A 13,058-nucleotide genomic window follows, 5' to 3' on the forward strand; every position below is an offset into this window, starting at 1 on the left:
GTGGCGACCAGTATCGGACGGTTCGCGGACGATAGAGAACGGTCAGGAACGGAGGAGTAGTCCGTTCCAGACGGCGCCGGGGGTGCGACGTCGCGCGACTACTGGTACGCCAGCCGCATGACCCACTGTGAGAACGCGTCGCTCTGTTCGTCGAGTTCGTCGTCCGCGACGAACGGCGAGAGCATGTCTCCGGCCATCAGCAGCGAGAAGTCGAGGTCCATCGCGGTGGGCGAGAGCAGGTAGGTGTTGTGGCCCTCGTACACCGTCTCCTCGCGGTCGATGAGGTCCTTCTCGGCCAGCGACTCGACGATGCGGCTCCCCTTCCGCGAGGAGACGTCGAGCTCCTTCCAGAACTCGCTCTGGTGGATGCCGCCCGTCTGGCGAACGAGTTCCAGTCCGGCTCGTTCGTCCTCCGTGAGGTCGGCCTCCGAGGTAGCGCTCATACGGGAACGTGGGGGACTCTACGGATTAAAGCTGACTGTCTCCCTGCGTGTGCCAGCACCGTCATGCGCACGTTCACGGCTCCCGAGCGTCACACCGACGCCCCGACGTGCTCGTACTCGGTTTCGCAGGGCGGGCCGTCCGCGTACCAGAACTCGCCGTCACCGTCCTCGTCGAGGGTGACCAGCGAGGAGGACTTCGTCCCGAACCCCTCCGGTGCGCGGTCCGGGTTCGAGTCCCCGTCGTTCTCGACCGGTTGGCCGCCGTGGATGCAGACGCCGAACTCGTGGTCGCCCAGCGCCCCGGCGGCCCGCTCGCGCCAGTCGCCCGCGCGCTCGTCCGGGTCCGGCTGGAGGTACTCCACCAGGCGACGCCCGTTCGCGGCCTGTCGCTCGGCCGGTCTCGGGCGGAACTCCGGGACGAAGTACGACGTGTCGTAGCCGACGTTCATCACGACGTGGACGCCCGGTTCGAACCGCGTCGTCGAGTCGGCCCCCTCGTCGGTGACGAGGAGGCAGTCCTCGGCGTCCGCGAGCAGGAGGTAGAACCCCTCGTAGCGGTGCTCGTCGAGTTCTCGCTCGACCGTCCGGGCCGCGTCCGCCGCGCTCGGCGAGTCGAGGGCGTCGAGGACGAGCCTCCCGCGGGAGCGCTCGCCCTCGGGTAACTGCACCCAGCGGTTGGTGATGGCGACGAACACGCCGTCCTCGTTGTAGCCCATCCACGTCCCGCCCGCCTCCTCGTCGCGGGGAGCGACCGCGCGTCTGCCCGACGGGAGTTCCATCGAGCGCGGCGGCGAGGAGTCGCGAGCGTACGCCTCGTCGCGGTTGGCGGCGACGACCAGCGGGTGGGAGTCGAACGTCTGCCAGGCGAGCGTGAGGGTGCACACGGAGGAACCTACGAGCGCCCCCGGATTAAGCGCGTTCGTCGTGGTCGTCCGCGTCGCGGTCTTCGCGGCCGTCGCGGCGGTCGTCCTCGCCTCCCTCCCGGAGTACCTCGCGCACGGCGGCGCGGTCCGCGGTCCCCGACTCGGTCCTGGGTATCGTCGCGAACCCGACCACCCGCGGGAGTTTGTAGCCCGCGAGCCGCGCCCGGCAGTGGGCCTCGACCGTCGCGGCGTCGAGGTCGGTCGGTTCGAGGTTCGAACCGGTCTCGGACTCGGACCCGCTCTCGGGTTCGACGAGCGCGGCGACGCGTTCGCCCCACTCGTCGTCCGGGAGGCCGAGGACGACGGCGTCGCTGACGCCCGGCAGTTCCCGGAGGACGGCGGCAACCTCGCCGGGGTCGACGTTCTGGCCGCCGGAGACGATGCGCTCGTCCTTCCGGTTGTGGACGTAGAGGCGGCCGCCCTCGTCGCGGTGGCCGACGTCGCCGGTCCGGAGGCCGTGGCACTCGAACGCCGCCCTCGTCGCCTCGGGGTCCCCGTAGTAGCCCGGCGTCACGGTCGGCCCGGAGACGACCAGTTCGCCCGCCTGCCCGGCCGAGAGCGGGTCGCCGTGGTCGTCGACGACGGTCACGTCGGTGAACATCAGCGGCCGGCCGACCGAACCGGGGTGGCCGGCAGCCTCGCCGGGTGCGGCGGTCGCTATCTGGGAGGCCGTCTCGGTCATCCCGTAGGTCGGACAGACCGGCACGTCGCGCTCGACGCACCGCTCGACCAGTTCGGGGGGCGTCGCGGCCCCGCCGACGAGGACGAACCGCAACGACGCGGGCAGGTCGCCGGCGTCGAGCAGTCGCCGGAGCATCGTCGGGACGACGGAGACGCCCGTCGCGTCGTGGTCCGTCATCGCCGCCAGCAGCCCCTCCGGGTCGGTCGGGCAGAGCACGACCGCGCCCCCGGAGAGCGCCGTCCGGTAGACGGGCGCGAGGCCGCCCATCGAACTCGGGGCGAGCGGCGACGCCCAGCGGTCCCCCGGCAGCGTCCCGAGGCGGAACGCGCTGGCCGTCGCGCTGGCGAGGACGTTCTGCACCGTCAGCACGACGAGTTTCGGTCGGCCGGTCGTCCCCGACGTGTACAGCAGCACCAGCGGGTCGTCGAAGTCCCACTCCGGGAGGTCGAACGGTCGCGGCTCCGTGCCGGCGAGGAGTGGGGCGACCCGCTCGTCGGTCGCTCCCGACGCCTCGTGCTCTCCGCGCTCCTCGTCATCGCCCTTCCCGTCGTCGACTGTCGGGACGGACGCCAGCGAGCGAACCGGGACGTCGCCCGCCGCGTCGACGGCTCGCTCGGCGGTCGACTCGTCACAGAGCAGCAGGTCGAGGTCGGCACGGTCGACGCGCGGGTCGAGTTCGGGGACGGTCAGCCGCGTCGAGAACGGGACGAGACACGCGCCGACCCGCATCGTCGCGTGGACGGCGGCGACGGCGTCGACCCCGGACTCGGCCAGCAGACCGACGTGGTGGTCGACGCAGACCCCCTCGGCCGCGAGACGACCGGCCAGCGTCTCGACCCGTTCGTCCAGGTCGTCGCAGGTGACGGAGCGGCCGCTCCTCGCGTCGACGAGCGCCGTCGACGCCGGGGAGACCCGCGCTCGTTGGCCGAACCAGTCACGCACTGTCCGACGTGCTTGTGGCTGGTACATTTCCTTTTCCTTCCGGGACGACGACAGACCCGTCGACGACCGGGGCCGGGTCCGGCGCGAGGTCGGCGTCGAGCAGTCCGGCGGTCGCAAGGCCGCAGGCGCGCACCTCGGGGAGCGACGCCGCGAGGTGGACGGCGGCCGTCCGGGCGTAGACGGCGTCGATGGTCGTCGTCACGACCACGTCGACGCCTCGGTCGCGGGCCGCGAGCGCCGCCGTTCGCGCCCGGTCGACGCCACCGAGCGCCATCGGTTTCAGGACCAGCACGTCCGCCGCCCCCGCGTCGAGAATCGCTTCGGGGGTCGTCGACGACAGGGACTCGTCGAGGGCGACTCCGAGCGACGTGTTGGACGCCGCGACGTACTCCCGGAGGTCGGCGTGGCCCGCGATGTCGTCGGCCGGCAGGGGCTGTTCGACGTATGCGAGGTCGCAGTCGGCCAGCGCGTCCACCGCCTCGCGGGCGGTGTCGCGGTCCCACGCGGCGTTCGCGTCGGCCCGGAGTTCGACGTCGGGACACGCCTCCCGCACCGCACGCAGGCGCGCTGCGTCGTCGGCCAGCGAGCGCGCGCCGACCTTCACCTTGAGGCAGTCGAACCCCTCCTCGACCGCCTGCTCGGCCGCCGCGACGGTCGCGTCCACGTCGTCGTCGCCGACGGTGGCGTTGACGGGCACCCGGTCGACCCGCACCTCGCCACCGAGCCACCGGTAGAGCGGCTCCCGGTCGCGGTGTGCCGCGGCGTCCGCGAGCGCCAGCGCCACACCGTGGCGCGCTGCGGGCGTGCTGGCGAGCGCCTCGTCACCCCGACTCGTCAGTGCCCGACGCGGGTCGGGGTATCGCGCCACGCGACGGAGTGCTCCCTCGCAGTCGTCGAGCGACTCGGTCCAGTCCGGGAGCGGCGTCGCCTCGCCGACGCCGCGCTGACCGCCGACGTCGACGACGACGACGAACCCCTCGCGCTCCGTGACGTCGCCGTTCGCCGTCGAGAGCGGCGAGGAGAGCGGGAGCGAGAACGGTTCGAATCGGAGTCTCATGGTGAAATCTTCACGGTGGGTGCCTCAGAGCGTCACGCCGAGCGCCTCGGGCAGGACGAACCCGGCCGCGAACAGGACCGAGTGGGCGGCGAGCAGTTTCCCCGTCGTCTCCAGCGCCGGGTTGAGCACATCGCCGCGCGTCTCGGTGAGCACCGTCCGCGACAGCGAGACGGCGAGCGGGAGCGTCAGCAGCGGGAGCAGTACGAGCGGCGAGTAGCCCGTCAGCGCGAACACGACCGGGACGACGTACGCCATCCCGACGCAGGCGAGGAACTCGACGCGACTGAACCCGTAGCCGAACATGACCGCGAGCGTCCGTTTCCCGGTGGCGGCGTCCGTCTCCCGGTCCCGGACGTTGTTGACGACGAGCAGTGCGGTCGACAGTCCGGCGGCGGGCAGCGCCGCGACGACGACGGCCAGCGAGAGCGTCCCTTCCGGCGGGGCCAACGCGAACGACGTCTCGGTGAGCACCGACCCGTACGCCGTCGCGGCGGCCTGGACGTAGTAGGTGCCGGTCACCGCGACGAGTCCGAAGTAGACGAAGACGAACAGGTCGCCGAGGCCGCGGTAGCCGTAGGGTGCCGGACCGCCGGTGTAGAGGATGCCCGCCGCGACGGAGGTGAGGCCGACGACGACGATGGGGAGGCCGCCGACGTAGACGAGGTAGGTGCCGAGGACGATGGCGACGGCGTAGGTGAGGACCATCGCGCGCCTGACGGACGACGGAGCGATGAGGCCGCCAGCGGTGACGCGCGTGAACCCCTCGCGGTCCTCGGTGTCGGTGCCGTTGACGGCGTCGTAGTAGTCGTTCGCGAAGTTCGTCCCGACCTGGATGAGCAGTGCGCCGACCAGCGCCGCGAGCGCGGGGAGCGCGCTGAACACGTCTGCGTGGTAGGCGACGCCGGCCCCGACGACGACGGGCGAGAGACCGGCGGGGAGCGTCTGTGGACGCGCGGCCATCAGCCACGCTCTCGTTCGCGAAACGGACTCCGTCTCGGCCATTACCGACGGTTCGTCCGGGACGAGTATCAATCACCGCCTTCCGCGGTCGTGCGAGTCCGGCGAGTCAGTCGTCGCCGGAACTCCCCTCGCCGAGCGACCGGCCGCGCCACGGCGGGTCGGTGTGCCAGTCGAACGCAGCGGCGACGAACCCGGTCGAGACGAGCAGCCACCCGACGATGGCGACGGCCGGAACGGTGCTGGCCGAGCACCGGTAGTTCGCGCCGTCGAAGTTCTCGCCGAACTGCAGTTCGCCCGACTGGAACGTGATGCCGTAGTCCGCGTTGTCCGGATAGCTGGCCTCGGAGTTACAGTTGAGCGTCGGGCCGTAGACGCCGGTGGCGAACACGAGCGCGCCGAGGAGGACGACGCCGAGAATCGGTCCCGCCCGAGTGTCGAGCGGCCGCACGATGGCTATCGCGGGAATCGAGACGATCACCGCCGCGTACACCAGCAACGGGAGCTGTGGGAGCAGTCGCGTCCCGAGGTAGACGTACGTCAGTCCGAACAGCAACACCGCCGCGGCGAGCGCGAGCGCGACGGCGCGGGCCACCGACCGGAGCATACGTATTCCTCCACACGGACGCCCAAGTGCGTGCCGATGATGCTTACGATTAGTTTTCCAATCGAAAAATCAGGCGCACTGTCAGCCGCCGCTCTATCCGGTCTCCGGAAGAAGTGCGGGACCGAGGAGTAGCGGCGAAGCCGGTGTAGAGGGCGTTACCAGGGCGCCTCGACGACGACCGTCTCCTCGCGGTCGGGACCGACGCCGACGGCGTAGACCGGTGCGTCGAGTTCGTCCGCGATGTACTCCAGGTAGTCGCGAGCGTTCTCCGGGATGGCGTCGTACCCCTCCTCGGCGACCGCCGACCAGTCGGTCTCCGGCCAGCCGTCGAACTCGCGCAGGACCGCCGAGCACCGCCCCCACTTCTCGGTCGTGGCGGGCATCGTCAGCACCTCCTCGCCGTCGAACTCGTAGGCGTGGCCCACCTTCACCGTGTCCAGCCCCGCCAGCACGTCGAGGTGGTTGACGGCGATGCCGGTGAAGCCGTTGGCGCGGGCGGCGTGACGCAGCATCGGCACGTCCAGCCAGCCGACACGTCGGGGACGGCCCGTGACGGTGCCGTACTCGCCGCCCTCGTCGCGGATGTACGTCGCGAGTTCCTCGGCGTCGTCGGCGGTGTCGCCGCCGTCCTCGGGCGTCTGTCCCTCGACGTGACCGAGTTCGGTCGGGAGCGGGCCGGTCCCGACCCGCGAGAGGTACGCCTTGACGACGCCGACGACCTCGCTCCCCTCACCGCCGACGACGGTGGGGCCGAGACCGGTGCCGACGGTCGCCCCGCCCGCCGTCGGGTTCGAGGAGGTGACGTACGGGTAGACGCCGTGGTCGATGTCGAGCGAGGTGCCCTGTGCCCCTTCGAGCATCACGTCCGCCCCGTCGTCGAGACGCTCGGTCAGGAACGTCCCGCAGTCGACGGCCATCCCCTCGCGTTCGATGCGCTCGCCGAACGCGCGGGCGTGGTCGAACATCGCGTCGACGTCGAACGCGCCGTCGAGGTCCGGGTCGTCGGGGTCGCCCCCGAACACCTGCTCGTACAGCGCGCGCTTCTGCGGGACGACGTACTCCAGACGATCGCGGAGGGTGTCGGCGTCGAGCAGGTCGCCGACGCGGACGCCCCGGCGACCGACCTTGTCCTCGTAGGTCGGCCCGATACCGCGGCCCGTCGTGCCCGCCGCGAGGTCCTCCTTCTCCGTCTCCTCGATGCCGTCGAGGACCCGGTGGTACGGCATGATGACGTGTGCGCGCTCGGCGACCCGGACGTCCGCGTCCAGGTCCCGTTCGCGCAACGCGTCCAGTTCGTCGAACAGCGTCTCGGGGTTGACGACACAGCCGTTGCCGAGGACGCCGACCTTCCCGCGAATCACGCCGCTCGGGACCAGCGACAGCTTGTACTCCTCGCCGCCGTGGACGACGGTGTGACCCGCGTTGTCGCCGCCCTGGTACCGAACGACCACGTCCGCGGCCGCGCCGTAGAGGTCCACGACGCGGCCCTTCCCTTCGTCGCCGAGTTGCGACCCGACGATAGTGACAGTCATCGCCCGTCCGTTCCGCGGGCCGTGCCAAACCGATTACGGTCCCCCGCCGCGAGCGGGTGTTCACGTGGAGAGCGGCAGCGCGAACGACGACAGCGGGTGTGACGCGTCGAAGTGACGACTGGAGGTGGTGAGGGGACGCAGCTACCAGGCGCTCTGACCGTCCCTGACGAGCGGTCGGGCGTGTTGACACCTGCCACAACGGTTATACGTCGGCCGCCGATACTGCGATGTATCGGACTGTTATCGGACTCTGGACAGCAACACTTAAAGGTCGCAAACACAAGTTAACAATTGCCATGATAGATAGGCTTGAGAAGGAAGTCGATATGCTCGAACGCCATCTGCAGGTCCTCAAGATGGTCATCGAGAACGAGCCCATCGGTATCGTCAAGATGTCCAACGAGACCGGTTACCCCCACCACAAAGTGCGGTACTCTCTCCGCGTCCTCGAAGAGGAGGACCTCATCGAGCCGTCCAGCCAGGGTGCCATCACGACCGAGACGACCGCGGAGTTCGTCTCGGACCTCGACGGGAAGGTCGACGAGATCATCGAGAAGCTCGAGGGCATGAAGATCGACGAGATGCCCGAGATCGAGAACTAGAACGTTTCGCAGTTTCCGCTCACAGCTCCGGGAGCGTCAGGTGGAACCGGCGGTCTCTCGCCTCCACCAGACAGAGGTGGTAGCCGCGTTTTCTGGAGAGCTTCACGAAGCTCTCGCGCTTACTTCCCCCGAACAGCCCCCCGCTCGCGGTCCGCTCGGTGGCGAGTTCGAGCGCGCTCGGTTCGAAGAACGACGACGTGACGAGGAACGCGCCGGCGAACTCGTCGTGCACCTCCCCGAGCCGTCCGCTCTTCTCTAAGACCGCGTCCATCTCGGCGTCGGTCGCCGGGTCACGCGACTCGTGGACGTCGACGCAGAGCAGCGGGTTCCCGAGTCGGTCGCGACAGACGACGTCGAAGGAGACGGTGTCGTCGCCGACGTCGACCGCTCCGTGGAGGTCCGCGCGGTCGATCTGCGGGAGCGCGTCGTACAGCGGCCGAAGTCCCTCCGTGTGGCCGGTGTCCCGAATCTCGTACAGGAGATCGGCGACCAGCCAGGTCACCAGTTCGTACTCCATCGTCGACGGCAGGAACTCGCCGTACTCCTGGTCGCCGACGGCCGTCCGCTCGGCGTCGAACCGGGTGTGGTGTTCGAGGTCGAGGTTCTTCCGGACGGCCTCCTGGTTCTGTGCCCCCTCGTGGGCCGCGTCGAGCGTCTCGGCGCTCTTCGACACGTACCGGACGAACAGGTCGGTCGCCTCCAGCGCCGTCTGCGCGGAGACCTGCTCGAAGTGGTCGGGGGGCGTGCTCGCCGCCACCTCGGCCTCCAGTTCGGAGACGCGAGCGGCGAGTCGGTCGCGTTCCCCGGCCAGTTCGTCGCGCTCCTCGGCGAGACGCTGCTTCTCGGAGCGGAGTTCCGCGAGTCGCTCGTCGGCATCGCCGCCCTCGACGGTGGACTCCCCGGCCGTGGCGGTGGCCGCCGCACTGGCGAAGTCGCCGTCCGACCCGTCCTCGTACTTGGTGAACAGGTCGTCGAACTCGGTGCTCTCGCTGTCCTCGACGGTCTCGACGTCCTCTGGACGGTCGTCGACCGCGTCCGCGCTGCCCGCCTCCACGCCCGCCGTCGTCTCCTCGTCCGGGTCCGCGAACGCTGGCTCCTCGGGTGCCGCGGCACCCACGGTGTCGGCCTCGTCCGTCGTGTCGGCCATCTCCGTGGTATCGGCCGCGTGGGCGGCGTCGGCGGCATCGACGGTGTCGGCAGCGTCGGCAGCATCGGTACCATCAGCGACGTCACTCGGCGGGACCGTCGGTGTGCTCTCGTCCGCCTCGCTGATCGCGGCCCGCGTGTCGGTCGACTCCGCGGGTGGCGTCGGGTCGGTCGGGGGCGCAACGCCGTCCTCCGGTTCGTCAGTGTTCGGCGTGGCCGAATCATCGAACTCGTCGGCCCGCTCGGGTGCGTCGTCGGACTCCGTCGCGTCGAACTCGTCGGTATCGGCAGGCCCCTCGTCGAGGTCGATGTCGTCGAGCGACGCCGCCACGGCTTCGTCCGTGGAGTCGCCGGTGGGCGACCGGAGGTCGTCGGGGTCGGCAGCCGACTCCTCGGGGTCGGGAGCGCTCTCGGGGCGCTCCGGAGACGCGGCGTCGTCCATCGGAACCGTCTCCTCGGGAGCCGAGTCGGTCTGGTCGGCCGACGCACCGCCGGTGAGCGTCGATTCGAGGTCGAGGTCGTTCGACGCACCCGCGGCGTCTGGCGACTCCGACGTGGACGACTCGTCGGCCGTCGGTTCGTCTATCGGTGGCCCACCTGCGCCGTCGCTCGGGTCGGCCTCGGCCGTCGAGTCGCCGGTCGTCCCGTTCGAGGCGGCCGACGCGACGCCGACGGCCTCGCTCCCTCCGCTCGGTTCGGGGATGGAGAGGATGGAGATGTCGACGGCGACGACGTCGTAGAGGCCGACCTCGTCGTTCGCGCGGTTCGCCGCCTCGTCGCCGGTGAGGAGGCGTTCGGCCTGGCCGACGAACGCGCAGTGCATCGCGTTCCCGCCGTAGTAGACGACGTAGTAATCGCCGCTGAGGACGTTCTCGGAGAGTTCGACGTAGCCCGTGAAGCTACCCTGAGCCAGCGTGCCGTCGACGTCGGAGAGCGCCGTCCGCTCGGTGTAGTACTGGCCGCGTTTCTCACCACCGTGTTCGAGCATGGCGAACAACAGCGGGAGGGAGTCGTCCGGAGCGGTGTACGCGGTACCGCTCGCGCCGTCGAACGCGTCGAGGGACCCGTCGACGACGCCGATGGCGTGGCCGTTGAGCATGAACAGCCACGCCCCGTTCGCCGACACGGCACCCGAATACTCGGCCGCGGCGAGGTCGTGGAGGCCGCCGTAGCCGCCGGAGAACGGCCGTGAGGGCCATCCGTCTATCTGTTCGGCTGTTCGGGACTGCATACCGGCCGAATGAACTGGGTGGTGAAATACTCTTGCACTACGACCTTTTTCTTCGTCGGGTACGCCTCCGGCGTACTGCTCTCCACGGGCGACTCACTAGTGGGCCATCGGAAAGCGAGACGGCTGCGCCGTCTCGCCCTCCTCGAAAATCGTCCCTGGAAATCGAAGATTTCCGGTGTGCGCGTCAGAGCTTCGCTCTGACGAACGTCGATGAAAGAGGCCGGTTCCGAGCGCATCAGCGCGAGGAACCGGTGAACCGTGACTCGCTTCGCTCGCACGGACAGAATAGCTGACGCAGGGGTCTTTATTCCAGTGCCGATTTTCCGAATCAGTTGATAGACTAGGGTGTGAGTCTATCGCGACAGAGTAAGAAACACGACCAGCGTCCCCACCGCGACGAGGAGCTGGGCGATGATGTATGAGACGGCGCTCGTGGGAAATGCAGTCACCAGAAAGACCGCTAATAGGGTCGCCTGTATACCCCCGAAAACCGCTCTGAGACTGAAATCGCTACTACTCATTAACCCAACAGTGGCCGATATAGACAAATCGATTCTGGTACACCTCTGTTACAGGCCGAGTGGTAACTCAGAGCGTGAGTGTATCGATTCCCGCGGGGAACACTGCTAGTGCTTCCTGTCCAGTGGCAATAGGGTACCGTCGCCGAGGATATGGGGCAAGGAGGCGCTAGTACTCGCCGACGGGCCACGTCCCATCAACACTGTGAATCGAGATAGTAGGGCTTTCATAGGAGGCCGTCACTTCGTCATGGACCTGGACCTGATTGAAATCCTCACGGCTCGCATTCGCGTTGCGACACCCGATGTTGCGGAGTTCCTCTGCCCACGATGGACTACAGACACCAACGACGTAGCGCACCGACTCGTATTCCCGTGTGAGGTCCTCGTGGAGTGCTTGGGAGACGATAGGCTTATGTGGCGTTTCGAACCGGTTTGCCCAGTTGTCGTGGAGCCTGAGCAGCTCTGGTGACTCGGTACCGGGTGGAGAACTGAGCGAGACCGTAACGACGGATTCCCCGAAGCGTCGCCCATCTTCTCTATAGGTCACCTCGATTGATTTCTCTTGGACGTATCCACTCGCTCCATCGAGCCACGAACAGCCAGAAAGGGTGCTGGCAGTACCGAGACCAAGGGTTGCGAGGAGTGCTCGGCGGGAGGGCATAGATACATCGAACGTCAATCTAGTAATGAAATTTCGGTTGGGAGGAATAATACACTCGCGGCATGCGTCGCTCACTCGACCTACTCGATACACCGGGAGCGACGGTCTTGCAGAGAGTGCTATCAAGTTATAAAATATCTCTTTTTCGAAGGTGCTTAATTTAAATGGAGGATGTGGAGCAGGCAGTAGGCCTATCTGTAGTGCGGGAGCTTGATATACCATGGTACCCGCATCTGCCGAACAGTCGGTTGGTCGGGACGGAGATAGCAGTCAGCAGTCGGGCGTCGTCGTCCGGCTGACGGTTCCCTGTGAGGGATTTGCGCTCGCGGAAACCCTCGACGCAGTCCCGGACGCGCAGTTCGGGGCAGGGTCCGTAGCGGGTACCGGTGGAGGCGTACTGCCGCTGCTCTGGGCACGTACCTCGGACCACGACCGCCTCGGAACGGCACTCGCGGAGGATTCGACGACGACCCGTGTCTCACGGTTGACCGAACGAGGCGACGAGTGGCTCTACGAGATACAGTGGGAGAAGACGGTCGAGATAGTCGTTGGGTTGCTCACGGTCGACGGTGGAACGATTCTCGACGCATCGACGGATGGTGGGGAGTGGCAGCTACGGGTGTTGTATCCCTCCCAGAGTGCGCTCCAGAGGGCGAAGTCGAGCTGCGAGCAACACGACGTCTCGCCTGAGGTCGAGTCGATTCGGCAGCTGGGCGGCGAGTCGTCGGACGAACACGGGTTGACAGAGGTGCAACACCGTTCGTTGCGTGTGGCCTGTGAAGCGGGGTACTTCGATATACCCCGTGATACGGACCTCTGCGCCATTGCTGACCAGTTAGGGGTGTCCCATCAGGCACTCTCCGAGCGACTCCGGCGTGGTACGAAGAAGATCGTCGAACAATCGCTGTTCACCAACCGGTGCGGTGAGCAGCGTCGTCTCTGACCGGGTGGTCTACCGTGGCTAACCAACTCCCCGTCAAATGTACCGAGTGCGGGAGCGTGTACGCGGCTCGGCGAGTTGACGGCGAGTTCGTCCTCTCGACGGAGACGACAGGGTGTTCGTGTGGCAGCCACTCGTTCGTTGAATATCCCGCTGGCGCACAGGGTGTTAGTGAAGAGTGACACCGCTACAGCAAGCCGTATCCGCCAACTGATACACTCGCGGCACGAGTCTATCAGTAGCATCCCCAACGTGCTGTGCGGTACCGCGATGTGTTCTACCGCGAGGCGCGCCAGCGCCGAGCGGCCTTTTTCATCGACGTTTTTCGAGGAGCGGTGCGCCTCCGGCGCACCCGACGACGAAAAAGGTCGCGAGGAAGAGAACGGTGCGGTTACAGCTTCGACTCGGCGTCGTCGGCGAGTTCCTGCATCCGCTTCGAGATGCGTCCGGCGTCGGAGAACTCGTCTTCGCTCATCGCGCTGGCGAGGGCGTTACCGAGGACGAACACGGCGTGTTTGTGCTCGCTCTTGGACTTGTGGACGTCGTCGGGCGAGACGTCGATCTGGTCGTACGGGTCGAACAGGTCGCTGTCGACGTCCTCCTGGGCGCGAAAGTACTCCATGATAGCGACCATCTGCTCGTGGAGTTCGAGAAGCTCGTCCTTGTGCATGCCTCACTCTATCTCTGAGAGCTTGTTAAACGTAACGCGCCGGACGCTACCCAGTACCGCACGAACCGGTGTTCGACCACGGAGCGTGGCGCTGGCGGACGGGGCAGTGGGGCGCTGTCGCTCGGCGGTCGGCAGAAGAGAACA

At 67.8% G+C, this 13,058-nt stretch carries 13 protein-coding genes; 2 read left to right on the top strand and 11 right to left on the bottom strand.

Features of this window, described 5'->3' with window-relative positions:
* Nucleotides 1–98: 98 nt before the first annotated feature.
* From MX571_RS15535 to MX571_RS15565, 7 genes are all read right to left on the bottom strand, one after another.
* Nucleotides 99–443: a helix-turn-helix transcriptional regulator gene (locus MX571_RS15535; RefSeq protein ID WP_247418298.1), complete on the bottom strand. Its 345-nt coding sequence runs from the start codon at nucleotides 441–443 to the stop codon at nucleotides 99–101.
* A gap of 89 nt (nucleotides 444–532) precedes the next feature.
* Nucleotides 533–1,327, bottom strand: a complete 795-nt coding sequence (locus MX571_RS15540; protein WP_247418300.1) for an NRDE family protein — start codon at nucleotides 1,325–1,327, stop codon at nucleotides 533–535.
* A 25-nt stretch (nucleotides 1,328–1,352) separates the two neighbouring features.
* Nucleotides 1,353–2,990 carry a class I adenylate-forming enzyme family protein gene (locus MX571_RS15545; RefSeq protein WP_247418301.1) on the bottom strand — a complete coding sequence of 546 codons (1,638 nt, stop codon included), beginning with the start codon at nucleotides 2,988–2,990 and terminating at the stop codon, nucleotides 1,353–1,355.
* Complete coding sequence (locus tag MX571_RS15550; RefSeq protein WP_247418302.1) at nucleotides 2,983–4,047, bottom strand: mandelate racemase/muconate lactonizing enzyme family protein; 1,065 nt, start codon at nucleotides 4,045–4,047, stop codon at nucleotides 2,983–2,985. Before MX571_RS15550 ends, MX571_RS15545 begins: the two co-directional genes overlap by 8 nt.
* A 24-nt stretch (nucleotides 4,048–4,071) precedes the next feature.
* Nucleotides 4,072–5,007: a 1,4-dihydroxy-2-naphthoate polyprenyltransferase gene (locus MX571_RS15555; RefSeq protein WP_247418303.1), complete on the bottom strand. Its 936-nt coding sequence runs from the start codon at nucleotides 5,005–5,007 to the stop codon at nucleotides 4,072–4,074.
* 106 nt (nucleotides 5,008–5,113) lie between these two features.
* Nucleotides 5,114–5,611 carry a hypothetical protein gene (locus MX571_RS15560; RefSeq protein WP_247418304.1) on the bottom strand — a complete coding sequence of 166 codons (498 nt, stop codon included), beginning with the start codon at nucleotides 5,609–5,611 and terminating at the stop codon, nucleotides 5,114–5,116.
* Between the two features lie 155 nt (nucleotides 5,612–5,766).
* Nucleotides 5,767–7,143, bottom strand: a complete 1,377-nt coding sequence (locus MX571_RS15565) for an adenylosuccinate synthase (protein WP_247418305.1) — start codon at nucleotides 7,141–7,143, stop codon at nucleotides 5,767–5,769.
* Between the two features lie 296 nt (nucleotides 7,144–7,439).
* On the opposite strand from MX571_RS15565, the gene MX571_RS15570 reads away from it, so the two are divergent.
* Nucleotides 7,440–7,745, top strand: coding sequence for a hypothetical protein (locus MX571_RS15570; protein WP_247418306.1), 306 nt, complete (start codon nucleotides 7,440–7,442; stop codon nucleotides 7,743–7,745).
* A 19-nt stretch (nucleotides 7,746–7,764) separates the two neighbouring features.
* Here the strand turns inward: MX571_RS15570 and MX571_RS15575 are convergent, their stop codons facing one another.
* The 3 genes from MX571_RS15575 to MX571_RS15585 form a co-directional block, all read right to left on the bottom strand.
* Nucleotides 7,765–10,122, bottom strand: coding sequence for a DUF7527 domain-containing protein (locus MX571_RS15575; RefSeq protein WP_247418307.1), 2,358 nt, complete (start codon nucleotides 10,120–10,122; stop codon nucleotides 7,765–7,767).
* 353 nt (nucleotides 10,123–10,475) lie between these two features.
* Entirely contained in the window at nucleotides 10,476–10,643 is a 168-nt protein-coding gene (locus MX571_RS15580) for a hypothetical protein (RefSeq protein ID WP_247418308.1), read from the bottom strand.
* Between the two features lie 166 nt (nucleotides 10,644–10,809).
* Nucleotides 10,810–11,304, bottom strand: a complete 495-nt coding sequence (locus tag MX571_RS15585; protein ID WP_247418315.1) for a hypothetical protein — start codon at nucleotides 11,302–11,304, stop codon at nucleotides 10,810–10,812.
* A gap of 220 nt (nucleotides 11,305–11,524) precedes the next feature.
* On the opposite strand from MX571_RS15585, the gene MX571_RS15590 reads away from it, so the two are divergent.
* Nucleotides 11,525–12,247, top strand: coding sequence for a helix-turn-helix domain-containing protein (locus MX571_RS15590; protein ID WP_247418317.1), 723 nt, complete (start codon nucleotides 11,525–11,527; stop codon nucleotides 12,245–12,247).
* A 388-nt stretch (nucleotides 12,248–12,635) separates the two neighbouring features.
* Here the strand turns inward: MX571_RS15590 and MX571_RS15595 are convergent, their stop codons facing one another.
* A complete protein-coding gene (locus tag MX571_RS15595) occupies nucleotides 12,636–12,914 on the bottom strand; it encodes a UPF0058 family protein (protein ID WP_247418319.1) in 279 nt (92 codons plus the stop codon).
* Between the last annotated feature and the right edge of the window lie 144 nt (nucleotides 12,915–13,058).

This window comes from Halomarina salina, from assembly GCF_023074835.1.
GTDB lineage: Archaea > Halobacteriota > Halobacteria > Halobacteriales > Haloarculaceae > Halomarina > Halomarina salina.

Excerpts from the sequence above, each read along its gene's own strand:
- MX571_RS15535 (WP_247418298.1), bottom strand. The coding sequence starts at position 443 with ATGAGCGCTACCTCGGAGGCCGACCTCACGGAGGACGAACGAGCCGGA.
- MX571_RS15550 (WP_247418302.1), bottom strand. The coding sequence starts at position 4,047 with ATGAGACTCCGATTCGAACCGTTCTCGCTCCCGCTCTCCTCGCCGCTC.
- MX571_RS15555 (WP_247418303.1), bottom strand. The coding sequence starts at position 5,007 with ATGGCCGCGCGTCCACAGACGCTCCCCGCCGGTCTCTCGCCCGTCGTC.
- MX571_RS15560 (WP_247418304.1), bottom strand. The coding sequence starts at position 5,611 with ATGCTCCGGTCGGTGGCCCGCGCCGTCGCGCTCGCGCTCGCCGCGGCG.
- MX571_RS15565 (WP_247418305.1), bottom strand. The coding sequence starts at position 7,143 with ATGACTGTCACTATCGTCGGGTCGCAACTCGGCGACGAAGGGAAGGGC.
- MX571_RS15570 (WP_247418306.1), top strand. The coding sequence starts at position 7,440 with ATGATAGATAGGCTTGAGAAGGAAGTCGATATGCTCGAACGCCATCTG.
- MX571_RS15575 (WP_247418307.1), bottom strand. The coding sequence starts at position 10,122 with ATGCAGTCCCGAACAGCCGAACAGATAGACGGATGGCCCTCACGGCCG.
- MX571_RS15580 (WP_247418308.1), bottom strand. The coding sequence starts at position 10,643 with ATGAGTAGTAGCGATTTCAGTCTCAGAGCGGTTTTCGGGGGTATACAG.
- MX571_RS15585 (WP_247418315.1), bottom strand. The coding sequence starts at position 11,304 with ATGCCCTCCCGCCGAGCACTCCTCGCAACCCTTGGTCTCGGTACTGCC.
- MX571_RS15590 (WP_247418317.1), top strand. The coding sequence starts at position 11,525 with ATGGTACCCGCATCTGCCGAACAGTCGGTTGGTCGGGACGGAGATAGC.
- MX571_RS15595 (WP_247418319.1), bottom strand. The coding sequence starts at position 12,914 with ATGCACAAGGACGAGCTTCTCGAACTCCACGAGCAGATGGTCGCTATC.